Here is a 15,154-nt window from a genome sequence, read left to right on the forward strand (position 1 = left end):
ACTTATAATTTAATTAAGATAACTCGAGAAGGATTAACGCTGGTCCCGAAAAGGAGTAAGTGCATAAGCACTGAGCATTACTATGTGCCTGGGGTTATCTTTTTTATTTCATAAACTATCAACAAATTTAGTTAGATTTTAAAAATTCTTTATCAATAATTTCATTAGTAATTCTTTCCATATGTTCTTTAGTCATATCCTTGTTTTCACCACTTTGCATACCATGTTCATTTGCTATTTTATCGTTATATTTGTCTAGTGGGTAAACAGTAAAATCATATCTAGAATCTTTATTGCCTGGTATTCTTTCTCTATAGAAATTTACTAGGGATTTCCAATGAACATTTTTAATTACAATTTTTTGCCCTTTTTTTGTTATATCAAAATTTATGCTACCACAAAGATTATTACTTTCATTACCAGTATTTTGACCATTTAAAAAATTACCTAATGAGTAAACTACCAGTGTTTTGTGATTATTTTTGCCTTTTACCCATTTTACCGGTTGAATTACATGGGGATGCATACCTATTACGGCATCGACATTTGAATTTGCGAATACTTTAGCATATCTTTCTTGCTTTTTATTTGGATAATGATGACTCTCTTGTCCCCAATGAGTTGAAACGATAACAGCATCACTATTTTTTTTAGCGTATTTGACATCTCGCTTTATTTTATTTTCATTTAAATAATTAATTTGATATTTATTTTCTGGTTTAAGTCCATTAGTACCAAATGTATAATTAAGTATTGCTATCTTTATTCCATTTTTATTTATAATTTGAAGTTTCTCATTATCTTTTTTAGATTTGTATACACCAGTGAACATAACTCCTTTTTCTTTATACTTTTCCCATAGATTAACTCTATGATTAACGCCATGTGTACCTTTGTCGAGAGCATGATTATTTGATCCGTTAATTAAATTAAATCCTGATTCAACCAAATATTTCGACAAATCGCTAGGAGTATTAAACCTTTTAAAACCTGAATAAGGTATATCATCCCCTCCCATTGGGGATTCTTGGTTGATGTAAGCAATATCAAACTTTTTTATATAAGGTTTAACGTTTTTATACATTGGTGAAAAATCATAGTCATTGTGACGGGTTTTTGCATCGTTATATACAACTGGATGAATTAAATTATCTCCAACTGCAACAAAAGAAACTTTTTCATGATTAAAGTGGGTGTCAATTTCAGCAAATATTATAGTTATAACTGCTAATAGACTAAAAAAAACTATAGCTATTATCTTTTTCAATTTACATACCTTCTTCATGGTTTATTTATCTATTTCACTTGCAATTCTCTCTAATGTTTCTCTAACATCTTTTAAAGTATACATATCTGAAAATGTGTAACAGAAAGTTTTTCCGTTATCAGTTTCGGCTGTAACAGTGTATAAATCTTCAATATGATCATAGCTAATATGATAATTTAAAATTTTCATTCATAGACCCCTTTTGTATGTAGTTTATTAAATTGACCTTTCATTAAAATAACTTTTGACTTGCTACAACTCTACCAATTATTTTTACTTCGTCATCTTTGCCATATACCTGTGGATAGTGGTTTGTATTGTTTGATTCTGGAATTAATATAACTTGGTCACCATTGTATCTAATACGTTTAACAGTCGCGTTATAACCATTAATCATAACAACGCCTAACTGACCATTCTCTACTATAGAATCTTTCTCTACCACAACTATATCGCCGTCTTGAAATATTTTATCCATGCTATCGCCAGACACTTTTAAGCCAAATTCTTCTTTATCAGAATTAAGTTTGTTAGTAGCAAAGTATATATAATCGATTAAATTTTCTTCACTATAGATAGGTAAGCCTGCAGATATTTTAGAAACGACTGGTATCTTTTTGACTGGTAGGGTTTCTATTTGAGGTTGTTCTTCTTCTATTCCCATAATATATGAAGGAGATACTCTCAATGCTTTTGCTAATTTTACAATCTTATCTCTTTTCATATTTTCTATGTCGCCAGTTTCCCATTTTCTCACAGTTGATTTTCCAACACCTACTAAATCTCCAACTTGTTCTAGAGTTAAATTCAATTCTTTACGTCTACTTTTAATGTCGGGTTTCATGTTAAATTTCCTCCTAATTGGTATGTACTAAATATAGCACTTAAGTATCTTAAAAGCAACACTTGTATAGGAAATTAAAATAAAAATGTATTTTTAGACACTTTTGTGTTGACTTAAAGATTCATAGTATGTATTATTAAAGTATCCTAAAAGACACGGAGGTGTTAAACAATGAACAAAGCAAAACTTTATTCTGCTTTGGCGATGAAAGAGATGCATGTAAATTATTTTTTAAAAGAGTTAAACGAACATGGACTGAAACTTTCTAAAAGTGCCTATTATAGCAGGATTAGAGGAGAGCAAGAATTCGACATTAAAGAAATTAAGACTATAGTTAAAGTTCTAAATTTAACTAGAGACCAAATGAACGATATTTTTTTTTGAAGAATTAGTGTCATAAAAGACACATTGGAGGAGGTGGATTAATTGAACGAATTACAAAATGATCCAATTGAAATGTTCAGAACAATTAACGTTTTATTAAAAGTAATACAAAAAAACCCAAACCCACAGTTGATTGAGGCAACTGCGAATTTGGTCTTAGCTTACAAAGAAGTCACTAGATAAATTTTGGTGGTTCAGAACTAGTATTAAAATATTCTATCCAAACCACTCTGTCTAAATTAACGATGATCTTTTCAGGTTTTTCGACTTGAAGAATACCTGCGATTGAAGGTGTGTTTTCTAAAACTTCAACTTTATCGCCATTATCTAAGTGAAGTTTTAAAGACATATCCTCGTATCGATCCAGAAATTGTCGGATGTTATCAATGTTCACAATATCACCTCCTTTTATAAGGAGTATAGCAAAAAGGAGCATAAACGATTGAAAGAATTACAACTCAGCAACGACTTAACCACAATAGAAACGGAAATCAAGAGTTATCAAAATATTGCAGGTCAGTCTATTTTCGAGATTGGTCGAAGATTGAAACATGTTAAAGAAAATGACTTAGCACATGGTGAGTGGTCTGAATGGTTGCAATCAATAAATATGAGTAGAGGGCAAGCAACTAAATTTATAAAAGTAAGTGATGAATTCTCAAATGATTCACCGGTGAACCATTTAGGGATTAAAGCATTATATTCTTTAGCGACCATTCCCGAGGAACAACGAGAGGAAGAATTTGAAACATCTTCTGGCGAAATGAAAAAACCTATAGATATGACAAATAGAGAATTAGAAGACTTAAAACGTCAACTCAAACAACGTGATGAACAAAACGCACAACTCCAATCACAAGTGGAACAAGCACAACGTTCAGAGTCAATTGCACGTAAGAAACTCGAAGATGAACAGAATAGAGAACCTGAAGTGATTGAGCGAGAGGTTATCAAAGAGGTTATACCTGATGAAATTCAGCAACAACTCGAACAATTCAAGCAAAAATTCGAACGTGAAAATAACAATGCTAATGAACTTAGAGATGAATTGCAGCGATATAGAAACAGTTTCAGCGACCCTAACCAAGCATACGAAGAAAAAGAATTAACGAGGTTAGAACGTGAATCAAGTATCAACGCACACAAGATATCAATTAGTATTCAGAACTTCATCAAAGAAAATTCGGTTGAGACATACAGACTAGATACAGTCATCAAAGCGAATACGAAATCGAAAGAAAGACTACAAGAAAATGTAGCATTACTGAAAGAATTTACAACCAATTTAGAAGCAATGTTAAACGGAAGAATCGTCGTAAATTAGGAGGAAAGCAATGCAAGAAGAAAAACAAAAAGTCATCTATTACTACTATGACAAGAAAGGTAATAGACGACTAATATTTGTATCTAATGAGTTAGTAGATAATTATGACCACTTGATTGAACGCTTTCCACAAATTAATAAAAACTTATATGTCTTAATTAATGGATTAGAGTTCAAATTACTGTAAACCAAACATTTGTTTAGCAACAGATGTAGCGAGCTGTTGTAGTACTGGAATAGATACCGAATGTATATAGAAAAATTATAACAGAAAGAAGGAATTCAAAATGGCAAAGCGTAAAGATGAATTAATTTTTTTACAAAATCATATTAAACAAACGAATGAACAAGGGCAACAGTTAGAACAAATCATTGAAAGAATGTTAGATATGGAAGATCACGTTGAAAATCGAGTGTCATATGTAGAAGATATGGTAGAAGAAATCAAGAAAGAAGTACCTATAACTTATGAACAGCAAAAGGAACTGCAGTCAATTGTTCAGTCAAAAGCAAACCAATTTACAAGAGAGTATTACAAAAATGGTATTCCAGTAGATATGAAGTACCAAAATGAATTATTCAAAAAGAAAAAAGGACAATTTATTCGTGCAATGTGGACACGCTTAAAAGAGTATTTCAACGTCCCGAGATACACAGCAATTCAAAAAGTTGATTATGACCGTACTAAACAATTTTTGATAATGATTGCGTTTAAAGATTTCAAGCCCAACGAACTTGAAGATAAAGCAAGTTGGAATATCCCTGGTTTGATATAGAAATGAATTATGGGGCAAAGAAAAGAATTTTTAGAGGATAAGATTTACCTAATAAAAAGAGATTCCTAATCACACTTTTACAAGTGAAGAGGAAACTCTAATGGAAATTTAATCTTCTAATAAATCAAGATTCTTTAACAATTTTTCAATCATCTTGTCATTAGCAAGTGCGAAAGATTCAAAATAGTTATTTGCTATGACATTAGGGTTTTCACTATCCCTTTCTAGAAACATTTCAGCAAATGTTTCTTCGGCATAATCATTTCTTTGATTAATCAGCTCAGATAATTCTTCTTTCGTAATCTTATTCATTATAAAACCCCCTTTGCCATTCATTATACATGAAAAGATAAAGAAGTAATAATCGAGTTAAAAATTAATTTTAGACGAAAGAATAATAATAGATTAGGAGATATAAACATGATTAAAAACTCACTTCAAGCAAAAGAGTTAGCGCAAATATTATCAGTTTCTAAATCAAAAGCATCATTAATAATCAGAGAGCTCAATCAAGAGCTAGAAGAAGAAGGTTACATTGCAATAAGAGGAAAGATACCTATTCAATTAGTTAGAGAAAAATTTCCTTATCATAATATTTCTGATGAGGTGTTGAAAGAATTGGAGAGAACAAAATGAAGTACTTACTAAGTTACATGACGATGTTTAACGCAATGATAATAACATTAATGTTAGGTGCTGGTTTCACGACAGTATTAGGAATTTCGATGTTCGCTTTAATTTTTAGTTCGTTCTTTTGGGAGAAATGGCTAAATGTAACTAAAAAAACTAGTAGACGTAATAACGTCTACCAGTAAGAGAAAGAGACAGTATTAAAATACTATGAATTAATTAAACCAAAAAAGGTGATGATAAGTCAATTATGAATTCACAATTATTATTAGATACATCGAGAATACTGAATGAACTTGTTATGTATAGCAATCAAAATGTGGAAGTTGAATTTAAAAAATACAATGACGGTAATGTAGTTTGTGAGTTTTGGCACTATTCAAGCCATTATCAATATGGGTGTCAAAGTCTTAAATTTAGAAACATTGATTCTATTAATAAAATGAAACAAAAGCTAGAAGTTGCTAAAAAAGTAATTGCAGGGGAGTGTCTAATCGATGAGCAACTTATTTGAATTAAAAGATAATTATCAACAAGTTTATGACCTTATCGCTGAACAAGAAGATGAACAAATTTTAAAAGATACGCTAGCAAGCATAAACGATGCAATCGAAGAAAAAGCAGATGGATATGTAGCAGTTATTAAGTCTTTAGAAGCAGATAACAATGCTATAGACGAAGAAATAAAGCGTTTAAGACAACGTAAAACTTCTAATCAAAACGGTGTCAAACGTTTAAAAGAAAGTTTACAGGAAGTTATGGAGCAGACAGGTAAAGAGAAGTTTAAAACTGCGCTTAATTCGTACAGCATCGCTAACAATCCACCTAGTTTAGATGTTACAGATGAAAGTTTAATACCTAAACAATACTACATCGAACAGCAACCAAAGCTAGACAAAAAAGAGTTATTGAAAGCTATAAAAGGCGGTTTAGAACTCAAAGGAGTAGAACTAAAACAAAGTAGAAGTTTGAGGGTAAGATAGATGACTGAAGAAAAACAAGAGCAAGATATCCTAACTCAACTAGGGGTTAAAGATATCAGCAAACAAAATGCTAACAAGTTTTATAAATTCGCTATCTACGGAAAATTCGGTACAGGTAAAACGACCTTTTTAACCAAAGATAACAACGCGCTTGTGCTTGATATTAATGAAGATGGAACAACAGTTACAGAAGATGGCGCAGTAGTACAAATCAAAAACTACAAACACTTTGCTTATGTAATAAAAATGTTGCCTCAAATTATCGAAAAACTTAGAGATAACGGAAAGAAAATCGATGTCATAGTAATCGAAACGATACAAAAACTTCGTGACATCACTATAGATGACATCATGAACGGTAAGACTAAGAAACCGACATTTAATGATTGGGGAGAATGTGCGACACGTATTGTGCATATGTACAGATATGTTTCTAAGTTACAAGAACAATATCAATTCCATTTAGCAATAAGCGGTCATGAAGGTATCAACAAAGATAAAGACGATGAGGGCAGCACGATTAATCCCACTATCACGATTGAGGCACAAGATCAAATAAGAAAAGCAGTTGTAAGTCAATCAGATGTTTTAGCAAGAATGACAATTGAGGAGCATGAGAAAAACGGACAAAAGTCATATGAGTATGTACTTAATGCTGAACCCTCTAATTTATTTGAAACCAAAATAAGACATGTAAGCAATATAACAATTAACAATAAGAAATTTGTAAACCCAAGCATTACAGACGTTGTACAAGCAATCAGAAATGGAAATTAAAAATAACTAATAAGGACGGTATAAAATTATGAAAATCACAGGACAATCACAACACACTAAAGAAACTAATCAAGAAGCATTTATAAAAGGTGGAGACTTCTTAGGAGCAGGAGAATTCACAGTTAAAGTTAAAGATGTTGAATTTAATGACAAAGAAGGAAGATATTTCACTATCGTATTTGAAAATAACGAAGGTAAACAATACAAACATAATCAATTTGTACCACCATTCCAACAAGACTTCCAAGAAAGACAGTACATTGAATTATTAAGCAGACTAGGAATTCAACTTAATTTACCTGATTTAACTTTCGATACAGACAGATTAATTAACAAAATAGGAACAATCGTACTTAAAAATAAATTTAACGAAGATGAAGGAAAGTATTTCGTTAGATTATCTTTTGTAAAAGTTTGGAACAAAGGTGACGAAATCGTAAATAAACCCGAACCTAAAACTGATGAAATGAAACAACGTGAACAACAAGCTAACGGACAGCAAACGCCAATGACAAAACAAGATAATCCGTTTGCAAATGCTAATGGACCAATTGATATTAGTGATGATGATTTAGCTTTCTAGGACGTGATTAAATGCAGCTTATTACAAGATACTAGCGAGATAACGACGGTACTTATTCCGTCGTTGCTACTGGTGTTGAATTAGAACAAAGTCATATCGATTTGTTGGAAAATGGTTACTCACTCAACGCAGATATAGAAGTGCCAGACCACGAAAAGATAACTCATAAACAACGCAGAACAATTTTCTTGTTATGCGAAGATATTGAATTACATTTAGGTCAACCTAAAGAAGCTATGAGGCAAGATTTTCAATTCGAATTAGAAATAATGAATGGCTATGATTCTATTAGTTTAAAGAATTGTTCTAAAAAAATAGCAAGAGAATTAATCGAAATGATTATTGCTTTTATGTTTCATCATCAAGTTCCTATGAGATTAAAGACGAGTAAGTTGATGAAAGAAGATAAGAGTTATCTATATTGGTCAACGATTAACAGAAATTGTGTGATATGCGGCAAACCTAATTCAGACTTAGCACACTTTGAAACAGTAGGTAGAGGTATGAACAGGAACAAGATAGACCACTACGATAAATACGTATTAGCGTTATGTCGTAAGCACCATACAATTCAACATCAGATGGGGATAGACAGTTTTAACAAATATTACCAATTACAAGATAGTTGGATAAAAGTTGATGATAAATTAAACGCCATCCTGAAAGGAGAGAAAAATGTATGAAAAAACGTGATCATATCATTTATTTATCGATACTGATCCTAAGTTTAATAGCGGTTGTTCTTTCAATTGTTTCTCTTTGTAATTAGTAATATAAACACCTTTACTAGTATAAATTTCAAAATTATAAATATCTAAAATTTGTTTTAAATCAAAAACAATAAACATCTTATGAGAAGCATAAGCGTTTAAATTAATTGGTAACAAACTGCTTTCATTTCTAATATGTTTACCTTTAGTTAATAACACTTTGTTTTGAATACACTCGAATTTTAAGCCTTTATTTTCGTCTATTAAAACTATTTTAGTAATAGAAACTGGGTTTTTAGTTTCATTTACTACATTCAGTTCAAATACATTTCTTTCGCCAGAAACAAAATGATTTTTTAAATCTACTGAAATATTTAATTGATTTTCTTTGTAGTCACGCCAGTATTTATAAGCAGTTAAACATAAAGAAATTATTGAAACTATTAACGCAATTAAAGAAATCCAATTCATTTTTATCACCTCGAAAATATTATATCAAAAAGGAGTTGAGTAGATGAACAACTTATTGATTGATGATTATCCTATATTAGTTTTACCAAAGTTAGCTACTGAGATAGGACTTAATGAAGCAATTGTATTACAACAAATGCACTATTGGTTAAAGAAAAGCAATCATAACTACGATGGTAGACGCTGGATATACAATTCATTTTCTGAATGGCAAAAACACTTTCCTTTTTGGTCTGTGATGACAATTAAGCGTGCTGTATATAGTTTAGAAAAACAAGATTTATTGCATGTAGGTAACTACAACAAAGCTAAATTCGATAAAACAAAATGGTATAGCATTAATTATGGAAAGTTAGAGGATGTGAAACGACCATCGTATCAAAATGATACGACGAGCGTATCAAAAAGAAACGATGGAGTGTATCAAAATGATACAACCAATACCAGAGACTACACAGACATTACTACAGAGACTACTAACAATAATATATTGTCGGGCAACCCGACTGTGTCTCGAATACCTTATAAAGAAATTGTTGATTACCTTAATGAGAAAACTGGTAAAAACTTCAAGCATAAAACAGCTAAAACAAGAAAGTTTATTGAAGCAAGATGGAACCAAGATTTTAGATTGGACGATTTTAAAAAGGTAATTGATGTCAAAACTGATGAGTGGTTAAACACAGACAGTGATAAGTACCTTCGACCTGAAACGTTATTCGGTACTAAATTTGAAGGTTATCTAAATCAAAAGACAAAATCAACTGGTATGGATCAGTTAGAACGTATGAAGTATGACGAGAGTTATTGGGACTAGGAGTGATTATAAATGCAATCAATGGAAAGTTTAGCTAGAAATATCAAACCTAGTAAAAACATCGTAGAAGAGCAACACAACCTTAAATGTAATAAGTGTGGAAACACATACGACTATTACAAGTTTAGTAACGGGCATGAGTTCAGACATGGTTGTGACTGTTCAATGATACAAGCTGGTAAAGAAGCAGAGAAGAAACGTAAGCAAAAATATATAAATAATATCTTCAATCAATCTACTGTAAATGGTTCGCTAAGAGATGCAACAGTAAACAATTACAAACCCCAAAACGAAAAACAAATATACGCCAAAAAAACAGCTATAGAGTACGTTAAAACCTTTTCTGTAGATAAACCTAAGTCTTTAATCTTACAAGGCTCATACGGTACCGGAAAAAGCCATATAGCGTATGCCATAGCTAAAGCAATTAAAAACGAAGGATATTCAGTGGCTTTTATGCACATTCCAATGTTAATGGAGCGTATTAAAGCGACATACAACAAGAACGCTGCAGAAACAACAGATGAACTTGTACAACTGCTAAGCAACATAGATTTGTTAGTACTCGACGATATAGGTGTAGAAAACACTGAACACACATTAAATAAACTATTCAGCATTGTAGATAACAGAGTTGGAAAGAATAATATTTTCACTACAAATTTTAGTGATAAAGAACTCAATCAAAATATGAATTGGCAACGGATCAATTCAAGAATGAAACATAACGCTAGGACTGTAAAGGTACTAGGAGATGATTACAGGGAGCGTGACACATGGTAACGAAAGAGAATGTTATGCAAATACTTGAGTGTTCCGATGTGTATGCTAAAAAAATGATTGATTGGTGCAGTGGGAATCAAGCTGCACTCATCAAGTTAATCAATGACAAATTGGAAGAAAAAGGCAACAGACAGGCAATAACGGAGGTGTCCTAATGGGACTTATCGACGGACTTAAAAAGCAATACATGTTGTATCAAATTGACGGTTGGAAGATGTGTAGTGTAACGCCGCTAGGAGAAGATACTTATAAATTAGGTAACTGTGCAGGGATACACTTTAGAAACACATTTTCAGGAACGGTAACGAAAGATGAACTAGAAAAACTCAAACGTAAACACAAGTTGTTCAGAAAAGAAGAACTGCAACAACAAATGACAATTAACGAATTATTATTTTGAGGTGAGTTATGGAAATAGAGATTAATTTCAATGATACGTATAAGGAACCTATTGGCTCTCCTCGTCCACGTTTTAGAAATGCAGGTAAATTCATTCAAACATACATGCCAACGTCTTATACGAAGCATAAAGCATATATACAGAGTCAATTACCTAAAAAGATGTTGAACAGTAGATTGAAAGTATCAATATATTTTTACTTCGCACCACCTAAGAGTTGGACAAAGAATCAAAAGTTAATATCGATAGGTCAATACAAACGTACGAAACCAGATATAGACAATTTAATCAAAACAGTGCTAGACGCTGCTAACGATCACTTATGGAAAGATGATAACCAAATTGCACACATTGAAAGCTTTAAGCAATATGCAGAAGAACCAAAAATAATCATGAATGTAGAGGAAGTGGAGTGAATGTACAAAGGGACAATAGAAATTAAAGCGAAAGTTGATATGAAAATAAAAGTTCCTGTTGAAGTCAACAGAGTAAGCGATATGTATGAAGAGGAAGAATTCTATAACAAGTTATACCACGATAATAAAGACAAGTTTTTGTCAGAAGCAGAATTTGTGAGAGTAGATATAGATGAAACTGGATGGGAGTTGAATTAAATGGAAGCGACAAAAATGAGAGTTAAAAATAAATACTTCTCTATTACACCAGATGTAGTAGAGAAAATGAAAGAAGCAGATATCAATTCAGATATCTTAAGACAAAGATTGGCTTCTGGTTGGAAGTTTGAAGATGCAATAGAAGCATCTATTGGAGTAAGACGTAGTGAGTGGGATAGTTTGAAACCTAAAGAGGACGAAATCACAAGTTATAAAGAGAGAATGGAGCAACGCAGATTACAGGAATTGAAACGCAAGAAACCGCACTTATTTGAAGTGCCTCAAGTACATCCTAGAAGAGAATGGTGTGTACACCTTATGAAGTACGATATTTTTCCAAAAAGGGTGGTTAGATCATGAGTATTAAAGATTTGATTATAGGCGATAGAATCAGAATCCAAGAAGTTAACGGTGTTGAAATTACAGTGCAAATAAAAAATGTTTATCGTTTAGTTCAGTCAAGTCTTGATATAGATAAATGGGTTGCTGATGTAGAAGCAATTGACGAGAGAACTTGGACTATTGATGATTGTTATGATTTTTACTCATTACCTAATGGAAATGAAGAAACTAAAAAGACGTTAGATGATAAGGTTAACCACCCGTCACATTACAATAGTGAGAAAGGTATAGACTTAATCGAATTTTGCCGTCAACAATTCACTGAAGAGGAATTTAGAGGTGCGATGAAATTCACCCAGATGAGATATTCACTTAGAACAGGGAGAAAAGAAAATGATATTCAAAATCAAAAGAAATTGGAAGAATATGCTAATAGATTTGTTGGAGCTCTAGAGAATGGCAGATAACTCAATAGAACTATCTGACACAATTAATCAGACATACAAGTACCAAACTAAGGGTAAAACACCTACAGAGGTACAACATGAATTGAGAAATTTGGGTGTCAAAGGATTCATAGTTGGTATGACATCTAGAAAAGTAAAAATGAAAGTTAAAATAGAAGATATAAAAACAAATAGGGAGTGCTTGAGATGAATTCTGATTATCTATTACTATAACAATTTTATTAATATTCCAGTAATAACTGCGCATGTTCCAAAAAAAGAGAAGATGAAAATTAGTATCCATTTAATCCAAAAGTCTTTTACTGAATAATACTTTTCTTCGCCTTCTCTTGTTGCTTCAACATAGTCACTATATTTTGGAGTCATTAAAGGAGTATTTTCACTTAAATCAGTATTATAGTAGACAATCGTTGGAACAATCCAATTTTTGGATAGCATATATTCAAAGTGCTTATAGTCAGATGGCATTTTAACACTGCCTTCTCTTACGCAAGTACGCAACTTCAAAAACATTGAAATGTTCAAAGCTAAGACCACCTTATCTTTATATAGGTTAATTATATCAGAATAGGAGAATAAGAATGAAGTACTTAGAGATTAAATTATTATCTGTGAACGCGACAATTCCTAAAAGAGCAAATCCTACAGATAGCGGATTAGACCTTTATGTATCAGAAACGATTCACATACCTGCAAACACAACTAAAGTGGTTAAAACTGATATAGCAATTGATTTACCTTTTGGTTATGAAGCACAGGTAAGACCACGATCTGGTAAAACATTAAAAACTAAATTGCGCGTTAACTTTGGGACTATAGACTACACGTACAATAAAGAAATTGGTGTTATTACTGACAATATTGGGGATGAACCTATCACAGTAGAAAAAGGCACTCGAATTGCACAATTGGTTATAGCTCCCGTTGTATATCCTAAACCTAAGCAGGTGGATTGGTTCGAAAACGAAAGTGATAGAGGTGCATATGGAAGCACAGGAGAATAAAGACGTATTAGAAGAGGTTAAAAGAATACTTCGCAAAGAGTAATGAAAAGTGGGGTAAGAAATGCAATAAATTAATAATTAAAAAAGAAAAATAAAAAGCCTATAAAGACTTTTTATTTTTATGCGAAAAGTAATTTTATTCCTAAATATAAATTTTTAATTATATAGTAAAATGTAAGGAAGGCTGTAATCAGACCTACTGTCAGCGTTATATTATTGTGATCGTAACTATATGCAGAAAGGATTAGAAATGACACGATGAAAAAGATGATTGGCAAAATATGGTAAAGTAAAGCTTTTCCAGCATGTCTTGAAGTATCTCCACTTGCCAATATCCAAACTATGAGTGGAAAGATAAATGGTGCAAAAAACACACTGAAATAACAAAATGAAGAAAGAATATTATTTGCTGATTTGTCCATAGCTACACCTCCAAATTTATACTGCAAATATAACGCAATAATTTTAAGATTTATAGGAGTTTTTCTTAATCTTACAAAATTGTAATTTTAAAGGAGTCGATAAAATGATTAAGAGATTAATGAGAATATGGTTTACTATCGCTATGTATGAACTAGGTAAATGGATTGGAAGAGAAATATATTATAAGCTTACCTCATATGATAGTGTCAAAGTACCTAAAGATTTTTATGAAAAGAACGATTAAATAGATATAGAAAATTATATACGAAAGGACGATGAATTTTAAATGTGGATTATCATTTCGATTATATTAGCTATTGCACTCTTAATATCATTATGTGTTCAAACTGGATTGAGAATTAAACTAAGCGAGCATAAACAACTTAATGAATTATTGAATAAGCAGATTAAATATTTTAAAGATAATAGAAAATAAGTATCGGAGGTTTCTTATGAGTCTAGGTAAAGAAGACATACCAAAGTTAGAACAGTTCTTTCGTAATTATGAAGATATGAAAGGACAGTTATTATACAGACGATACGAATTATTATATCAGCCTCAAGATACAAATACTGGTGGGGGTAAATCTAATCTTCCAAGCAGGCCTGTAGAAAATGAAATAATTGAGCTACATAAAGATGATAAATATCGTAACTTACAGGCAACTATCACAGCGGTTGAAGATGTGTATAGAAATGCGACACCTGAACAGAAAGCTATTATTGAATACAGATATTGGGAAAAGGACTTATTAATATATGAGTGGGAAGATATCGCTCACGAGTTAACTAAATGTAGAGAAGATGGCAAGGTGATTAGTCAACATTCGGCTATTAGAATGCGTAATCAAATAATGAGAGATGTAGCAAAAAGGATTGGATGGATATACTTCGATTAGTCGCAATTGGGCGTATAGTGAATTGCGGGTTGTCAATAGGGTATTCTTGTATCGTACCTAATATAAACACATGGTTATTTACCCCTCAATTATAAAGACCTTGTGTTTCTTAGCACCTATATTTAAGGGCTTATGTTAATAAAGCAGTGCTTAAGTGCATGTGTTGTATATAACCTTCAATATATCTTTTGAAGGTTATCATATCAATTTAAGTAAATTCTTATGTGTAACAAACATTCAATGAAGCTAAAAAGTTTCTTTAGTTTAAAAGATTGAATGAAACAAAAAGATTATTACGAAATGAAGTTTGTTGTTTGTATTAATGAATAAAAAGTTTTCTTAATTTGTTTACATTCTAATAATAAAATATTTTTTATGTAAAAGACAGAATGATTTGAGATTATAAATCTTATTTCGTTTTGTCTTTTATTTTTTATATTTGTAATTGAAGTAAAATTCTTTGAAAGAAGTTGAAAAGAAAATTTGTTTAAAGAACCAAAAGTTAGATTAGGAAACAGAACTTATAGTCAAAGCGAGCTACAAGACTATAGGAAAGCCAATGTACAAAGGTATAACCAAGAGGTTAGGCATAATAAGCGCAACAAAGAGTATACATCGTTCTACAACAGTTCTCAGTGGCGTAAGTTACGTAAACA

At 31.6% G+C, this 15,154-nt stretch carries 24 protein-coding genes and 1 pseudogene; 19 read left to right on the forward strand and 6 right to left on the reverse strand.

The genetic code is table 11. The features are described 5' to 3' along the window. Positions 1-127: 127 nt before the first annotated feature. Together ABTW65_RS29065 and ABTW65_RS29070 are read right to left on the reverse strand one after the other, a co-directional pair. Entirely contained in the window at positions 128-1,285 is a 1,158-nt protein-coding gene (locus tag ABTW65_RS29065; RefSeq protein WP_038399439.1) for a CapA family protein, read from the reverse strand. Positions 1,286-1,499: 214 nt separating this feature from the next. Beyond that, entirely contained in the window at positions 1,500-2,111 is a 612-nt protein-coding gene (locus ABTW65_RS29070) for a LexA family protein (protein WP_038399440.1), read from the reverse strand. A gap of 171 nt (positions 2,112-2,282) precedes the next feature. Between ABTW65_RS29070 and ABTW65_RS29075 the strand changes: the two genes are divergently transcribed. Beyond that, positions 2,283-2,495, forward strand: a complete 213-nt coding sequence (locus ABTW65_RS29075; protein WP_038399441.1) for a hypothetical protein — start codon at positions 2,283-2,285, stop codon at positions 2,493-2,495. 175 nt (positions 2,496-2,670) lie between these two features. Here ABTW65_RS29075 and ABTW65_RS29080 read toward each other — a convergent pair whose 3' ends face one another. After that, positions 2,671-2,889, reverse strand: a complete 219-nt coding sequence (locus ABTW65_RS29080) for a hypothetical protein (RefSeq protein ID WP_038399442.1) — start codon at positions 2,887-2,889, stop codon at positions 2,671-2,673. A gap of 48 nt (positions 2,890-2,937) precedes the next feature. Here ABTW65_RS29080 and ABTW65_RS29085 point away from each other — a divergent pair, with 48 nt between their 5' ends. Both ABTW65_RS29085 and ABTW65_RS29090 read left to right on the forward strand, forming a co-directional pair. Beyond that, a complete protein-coding gene (locus ABTW65_RS29085) occupies positions 2,938-3,819 on the forward strand; it encodes a DUF3102 domain-containing protein (RefSeq protein ID WP_038399443.1) in 882 nt (293 codons plus the stop codon). Between the two features lie 287 nt (positions 3,820-4,106). After that, the gene (locus ABTW65_RS29090; protein WP_038399444.1) at positions 4,107-4,595 is read left to right on the forward strand and encodes an ORF6C domain-containing protein; all 489 of its coding nucleotides are present in this window, start codon (positions 4,107-4,109) and stop codon (positions 4,593-4,595) included. 108 nt (positions 4,596-4,703) lie between these two features. Here the strand turns inward: ABTW65_RS29090 and ABTW65_RS29095 are convergent, their stop codons facing one another. Then, positions 4,704-4,907, reverse strand: a complete 204-nt coding sequence (locus ABTW65_RS29095; RefSeq protein WP_002468183.1) for a hypothetical protein — start codon at positions 4,905-4,907, stop codon at positions 4,704-4,706. A gap of 108 nt (positions 4,908-5,015) precedes the next feature. On the opposite strand from ABTW65_RS29095, the gene ABTW65_RS29100 reads away from it, so the two are divergent. The 6 genes and pseudogenes from ABTW65_RS29100 to ABTW65_RS29125 all read left to right on the forward strand — a co-directional run. Continuing rightward, complete coding sequence (locus tag ABTW65_RS29100; RefSeq protein WP_002468180.1) at positions 5,016-5,231, forward strand: hypothetical protein; 216 nt, start codon at positions 5,016-5,018, stop codon at positions 5,229-5,231. A 313-nt stretch (positions 5,232-5,544) separates the two neighbouring features. Next, the gene (locus ABTW65_RS29105) at positions 5,545-5,739 is read left to right on the forward strand and encodes a hypothetical protein (RefSeq protein WP_350666648.1); all 195 of its coding nucleotides are present in this window, start codon (positions 5,545-5,547) and stop codon (positions 5,737-5,739) included. Then, complete coding sequence (locus ABTW65_RS29110; RefSeq protein ID WP_002468176.1) at positions 5,723-6,208, forward strand: siphovirus Gp157 family protein; 486 nt, start codon at positions 5,723-5,725, stop codon at positions 6,206-6,208. Before ABTW65_RS29105 ends, ABTW65_RS29110 begins: the two co-directional genes overlap by 17 nt. Further along, positions 6,209-6,985, forward strand: coding sequence for an ATP-binding protein (locus tag ABTW65_RS29115; protein ID WP_061749171.1), 777 nt, complete (start codon positions 6,209-6,211; stop codon positions 6,983-6,985). A gap of 28 nt (positions 6,986-7,013) precedes the next feature. Then, positions 7,014-7,568, forward strand: a complete 555-nt coding sequence (locus ABTW65_RS29120; protein WP_049374172.1) for a single-stranded DNA-binding protein — start codon at positions 7,014-7,016, stop codon at positions 7,566-7,568. Positions 7,569-7,651: 83 nt separating this feature from the next. Then, positions 7,652-8,251 (forward strand): annotated as a pseudogene (locus ABTW65_RS29125) (putative HNHc nuclease); the annotation flags it as partial. 15 nt (positions 8,252-8,266) lie between these two features. On the opposite strand, the gene ABTW65_RS29130 reads toward ABTW65_RS29125, so the two are convergent. Beyond that, entirely contained in the window at positions 8,267-8,749 is a 483-nt protein-coding gene (locus ABTW65_RS29130; protein WP_002468164.1) for a hypothetical protein, read from the reverse strand. A 43-nt stretch (positions 8,750-8,792) separates the two neighbouring features. Between ABTW65_RS29130 and ABTW65_RS29135 the strand changes: the two genes are divergently transcribed. The 6 genes from ABTW65_RS29135 (at position 8,793) to ABTW65_RS29160 (ending at position 12,172) form a co-directional block, all read left to right on the forward strand. Continuing rightward, a complete protein-coding gene (locus ABTW65_RS29135; RefSeq protein ID WP_002468137.1) occupies positions 8,793-9,566 on the forward strand; it encodes a conserved phage C-terminal domain-containing protein in 774 nt (257 codons plus the stop codon). 12 nt (positions 9,567-9,578) lie between these two features. After that, the gene (locus ABTW65_RS29140) at positions 9,579-10,349 is read left to right on the forward strand and encodes an ATP-binding protein (RefSeq protein ID WP_038399446.1); all 771 of its coding nucleotides are present in this window, start codon (positions 9,579-9,581) and stop codon (positions 10,347-10,349) included. Positions 10,350-10,503: 154 nt separating this feature from the next. Then, positions 10,504-10,749 (forward strand): DUF3269 family protein, encoded by a 246-nt coding sequence (locus ABTW65_RS29145; RefSeq protein ID WP_002468151.1) that lies wholly within the window; start codon positions 10,504-10,506, stop codon positions 10,747-10,749. Positions 10,750-10,757: 8 nt separating this feature from the next. Then, positions 10,758-11,165 carry a RusA family crossover junction endodeoxyribonuclease gene (locus ABTW65_RS29150; RefSeq protein WP_002468165.1) on the forward strand — a complete coding sequence of 136 codons (408 nt, stop codon included), beginning with the start codon at positions 10,758-10,760 and terminating at the stop codon, positions 11,163-11,165. Positions 11,166-11,363: 198 nt separating this feature from the next. Further along, positions 11,364-11,723, forward strand: a complete 360-nt coding sequence (locus tag ABTW65_RS29155; RefSeq protein WP_002468115.1) for an SA1788 family PVL leukocidin-associated protein — start codon at positions 11,364-11,366, stop codon at positions 11,721-11,723. Further along, positions 11,720-12,172: a DUF3310 domain-containing protein gene (locus tag ABTW65_RS29160; RefSeq protein ID WP_002468121.1), complete on the forward strand. Its 453-nt coding sequence runs from the start codon at positions 11,720-11,722 to the stop codon at positions 12,170-12,172. Before ABTW65_RS29155 ends, ABTW65_RS29160 begins: the two co-directional genes overlap by 4 nt. A gap of 207 nt (positions 12,173-12,379) precedes the next feature. Here ABTW65_RS29160 and ABTW65_RS29165 read toward each other — a convergent pair whose 3' ends face one another. Next, complete coding sequence (locus tag ABTW65_RS29165; RefSeq protein ID WP_350666653.1) at positions 12,380-12,709, reverse strand: hypothetical protein; 330 nt, start codon at positions 12,707-12,709, stop codon at positions 12,380-12,382. 44 nt (positions 12,710-12,753) lie between these two features. On the opposite strand from ABTW65_RS29165, the gene dut reads away from it, so the two are divergent. The 4 genes from dut (at position 12,754) to ABTW65_RS29180 (ending at position 14,498) form a co-directional block, all read left to right on the forward strand. Beyond that, positions 12,754-13,176: a dUTP diphosphatase gene (dut, locus tag ABTW65_RS29170; RefSeq protein ID WP_002468111.1), complete on the forward strand. Its 423-nt coding sequence runs from the start codon at positions 12,754-12,756 to the stop codon at positions 13,174-13,176. Between the two features lie 541 nt (positions 13,177-13,717). Continuing rightward, complete coding sequence (gene rinB / locus ABTW65_RS29175) at positions 13,718-13,843, forward strand: transcriptional activator RinB (RefSeq protein ID WP_350666660.1); 126 nt, start codon at positions 13,718-13,720, stop codon at positions 13,841-13,843. 42 nt (positions 13,844-13,885) lie between these two features. After that, positions 13,886-14,035, forward strand: coding sequence for a DUF1514 family protein (locus tag ABTW65_RS29435; protein WP_002468131.1), 150 nt, complete (start codon positions 13,886-13,888; stop codon positions 14,033-14,035). Positions 14,036-14,051: 16 nt separating this feature from the next. Next, on the forward strand, positions 14,052-14,498 hold the full coding sequence (locus ABTW65_RS29180) for a DUF722 domain-containing protein (RefSeq protein ID WP_002468152.1): 447 nt from the start codon (positions 14,052-14,054) through the stop codon (positions 14,496-14,498). Positions 14,499-15,154: the final 656 nt, after the last annotated feature.

Source organism: Nocardioides sp. NPDC127503, from assembly GCF_040302165.1.
GTDB lineage: Bacteria > Actinomycetota > Actinomycetes > Propionibacteriales > Nocardioidaceae > Nocardioides.

What these genes read in the sequence shown, in the direction of transcription:
- ABTW65_RS29065 (WP_038399439.1), bottom strand. Translation starts at nt 1,285, where the DNA reads ATGAAGAAGGTATGTAAATTGAAAAAGATAATAGCTATAGTTTTTTTT.
- ABTW65_RS29070 (WP_038399440.1), bottom strand. Translation starts at nt 2,111, where the DNA reads ATGAAACCCGACATTAAAAGTAGACGTAAAGAATTGAATTTAACTCTA.
- ABTW65_RS29075 (WP_038399441.1), top strand. Translation starts at nt 2,283, where the DNA reads ATGAACAAAGCAAAACTTTATTCTGCTTTGGCGATGAAAGAGATGCAT.
- ABTW65_RS29090 (WP_038399444.1), top strand. Translation starts at nt 4,107, where the DNA reads ATGGCAAAGCGTAAAGATGAATTAATTTTTTTACAAAATCATATTAAA.
- ABTW65_RS29095 (WP_002468183.1), bottom strand. Translation starts at nt 4,907, where the DNA reads ATGAATAAGATTACGAAAGAAGAATTATCTGAGCTGATTAATCAAAGA.
- ABTW65_RS29100 (WP_002468180.1), top strand. Translation starts at nt 5,016, where the DNA reads ATGATTAAAAACTCACTTCAAGCAAAAGAGTTAGCGCAAATATTATCA.
- ABTW65_RS29110 (WP_002468176.1), top strand. Translation starts at nt 5,723, where the DNA reads ATGAGCAACTTATTTGAATTAAAAGATAATTATCAACAAGTTTATGAC.
- ABTW65_RS29115 (WP_061749171.1), top strand. Translation starts at nt 6,209, where the DNA reads ATGACTGAAGAAAAACAAGAGCAAGATATCCTAACTCAACTAGGGGTT.
- ABTW65_RS29120 (WP_049374172.1), top strand. Translation starts at nt 7,014, where the DNA reads ATGAAAATCACAGGACAATCACAACACACTAAAGAAACTAATCAAGAA.
- ABTW65_RS29130 (WP_002468164.1), bottom strand. Translation starts at nt 8,749, where the DNA reads ATGAATTGGATTTCTTTAATTGCGTTAATAGTTTCAATAATTTCTTTA.
- ABTW65_RS29135 (WP_002468137.1), top strand. Translation starts at nt 8,793, where the DNA reads ATGAACAACTTATTGATTGATGATTATCCTATATTAGTTTTACCAAAG.
- ABTW65_RS29140 (WP_038399446.1), top strand. Translation starts at nt 9,579, where the DNA reads ATGCAATCAATGGAAAGTTTAGCTAGAAATATCAAACCTAGTAAAAAC.
- ABTW65_RS29145 (WP_002468151.1), top strand. Translation starts at nt 10,504, where the DNA reads ATGGGACTTATCGACGGACTTAAAAAGCAATACATGTTGTATCAAATT.
- ABTW65_RS29150 (WP_002468165.1), top strand. Translation starts at nt 10,758, where the DNA reads ATGGAAATAGAGATTAATTTCAATGATACGTATAAGGAACCTATTGGC.
- ABTW65_RS29155 (WP_002468115.1), top strand. Translation starts at nt 11,364, where the DNA reads ATGGAAGCGACAAAAATGAGAGTTAAAAATAAATACTTCTCTATTACA.
- ABTW65_RS29160 (WP_002468121.1), top strand. Translation starts at nt 11,720, where the DNA reads ATGAGTATTAAAGATTTGATTATAGGCGATAGAATCAGAATCCAAGAA.
- dut (WP_002468111.1), top strand. Translation starts at nt 12,754, where the DNA reads ATGAAGTACTTAGAGATTAAATTATTATCTGTGAACGCGACAATTCCT.
- rinB (WP_350666660.1), top strand. Translation starts at nt 13,718, where the DNA reads ATGAGAATATGGTTTACTATCGCTATGTATGAACTAGGTAAATGGATT.
- ABTW65_RS29435 (WP_002468131.1), top strand. Translation starts at nt 13,886, where the DNA reads ATGTGGATTATCATTTCGATTATATTAGCTATTGCACTCTTAATATCA.
- ABTW65_RS29180 (WP_002468152.1), top strand. Translation starts at nt 14,052, where the DNA reads ATGAGTCTAGGTAAAGAAGACATACCAAAGTTAGAACAGTTCTTTCGT.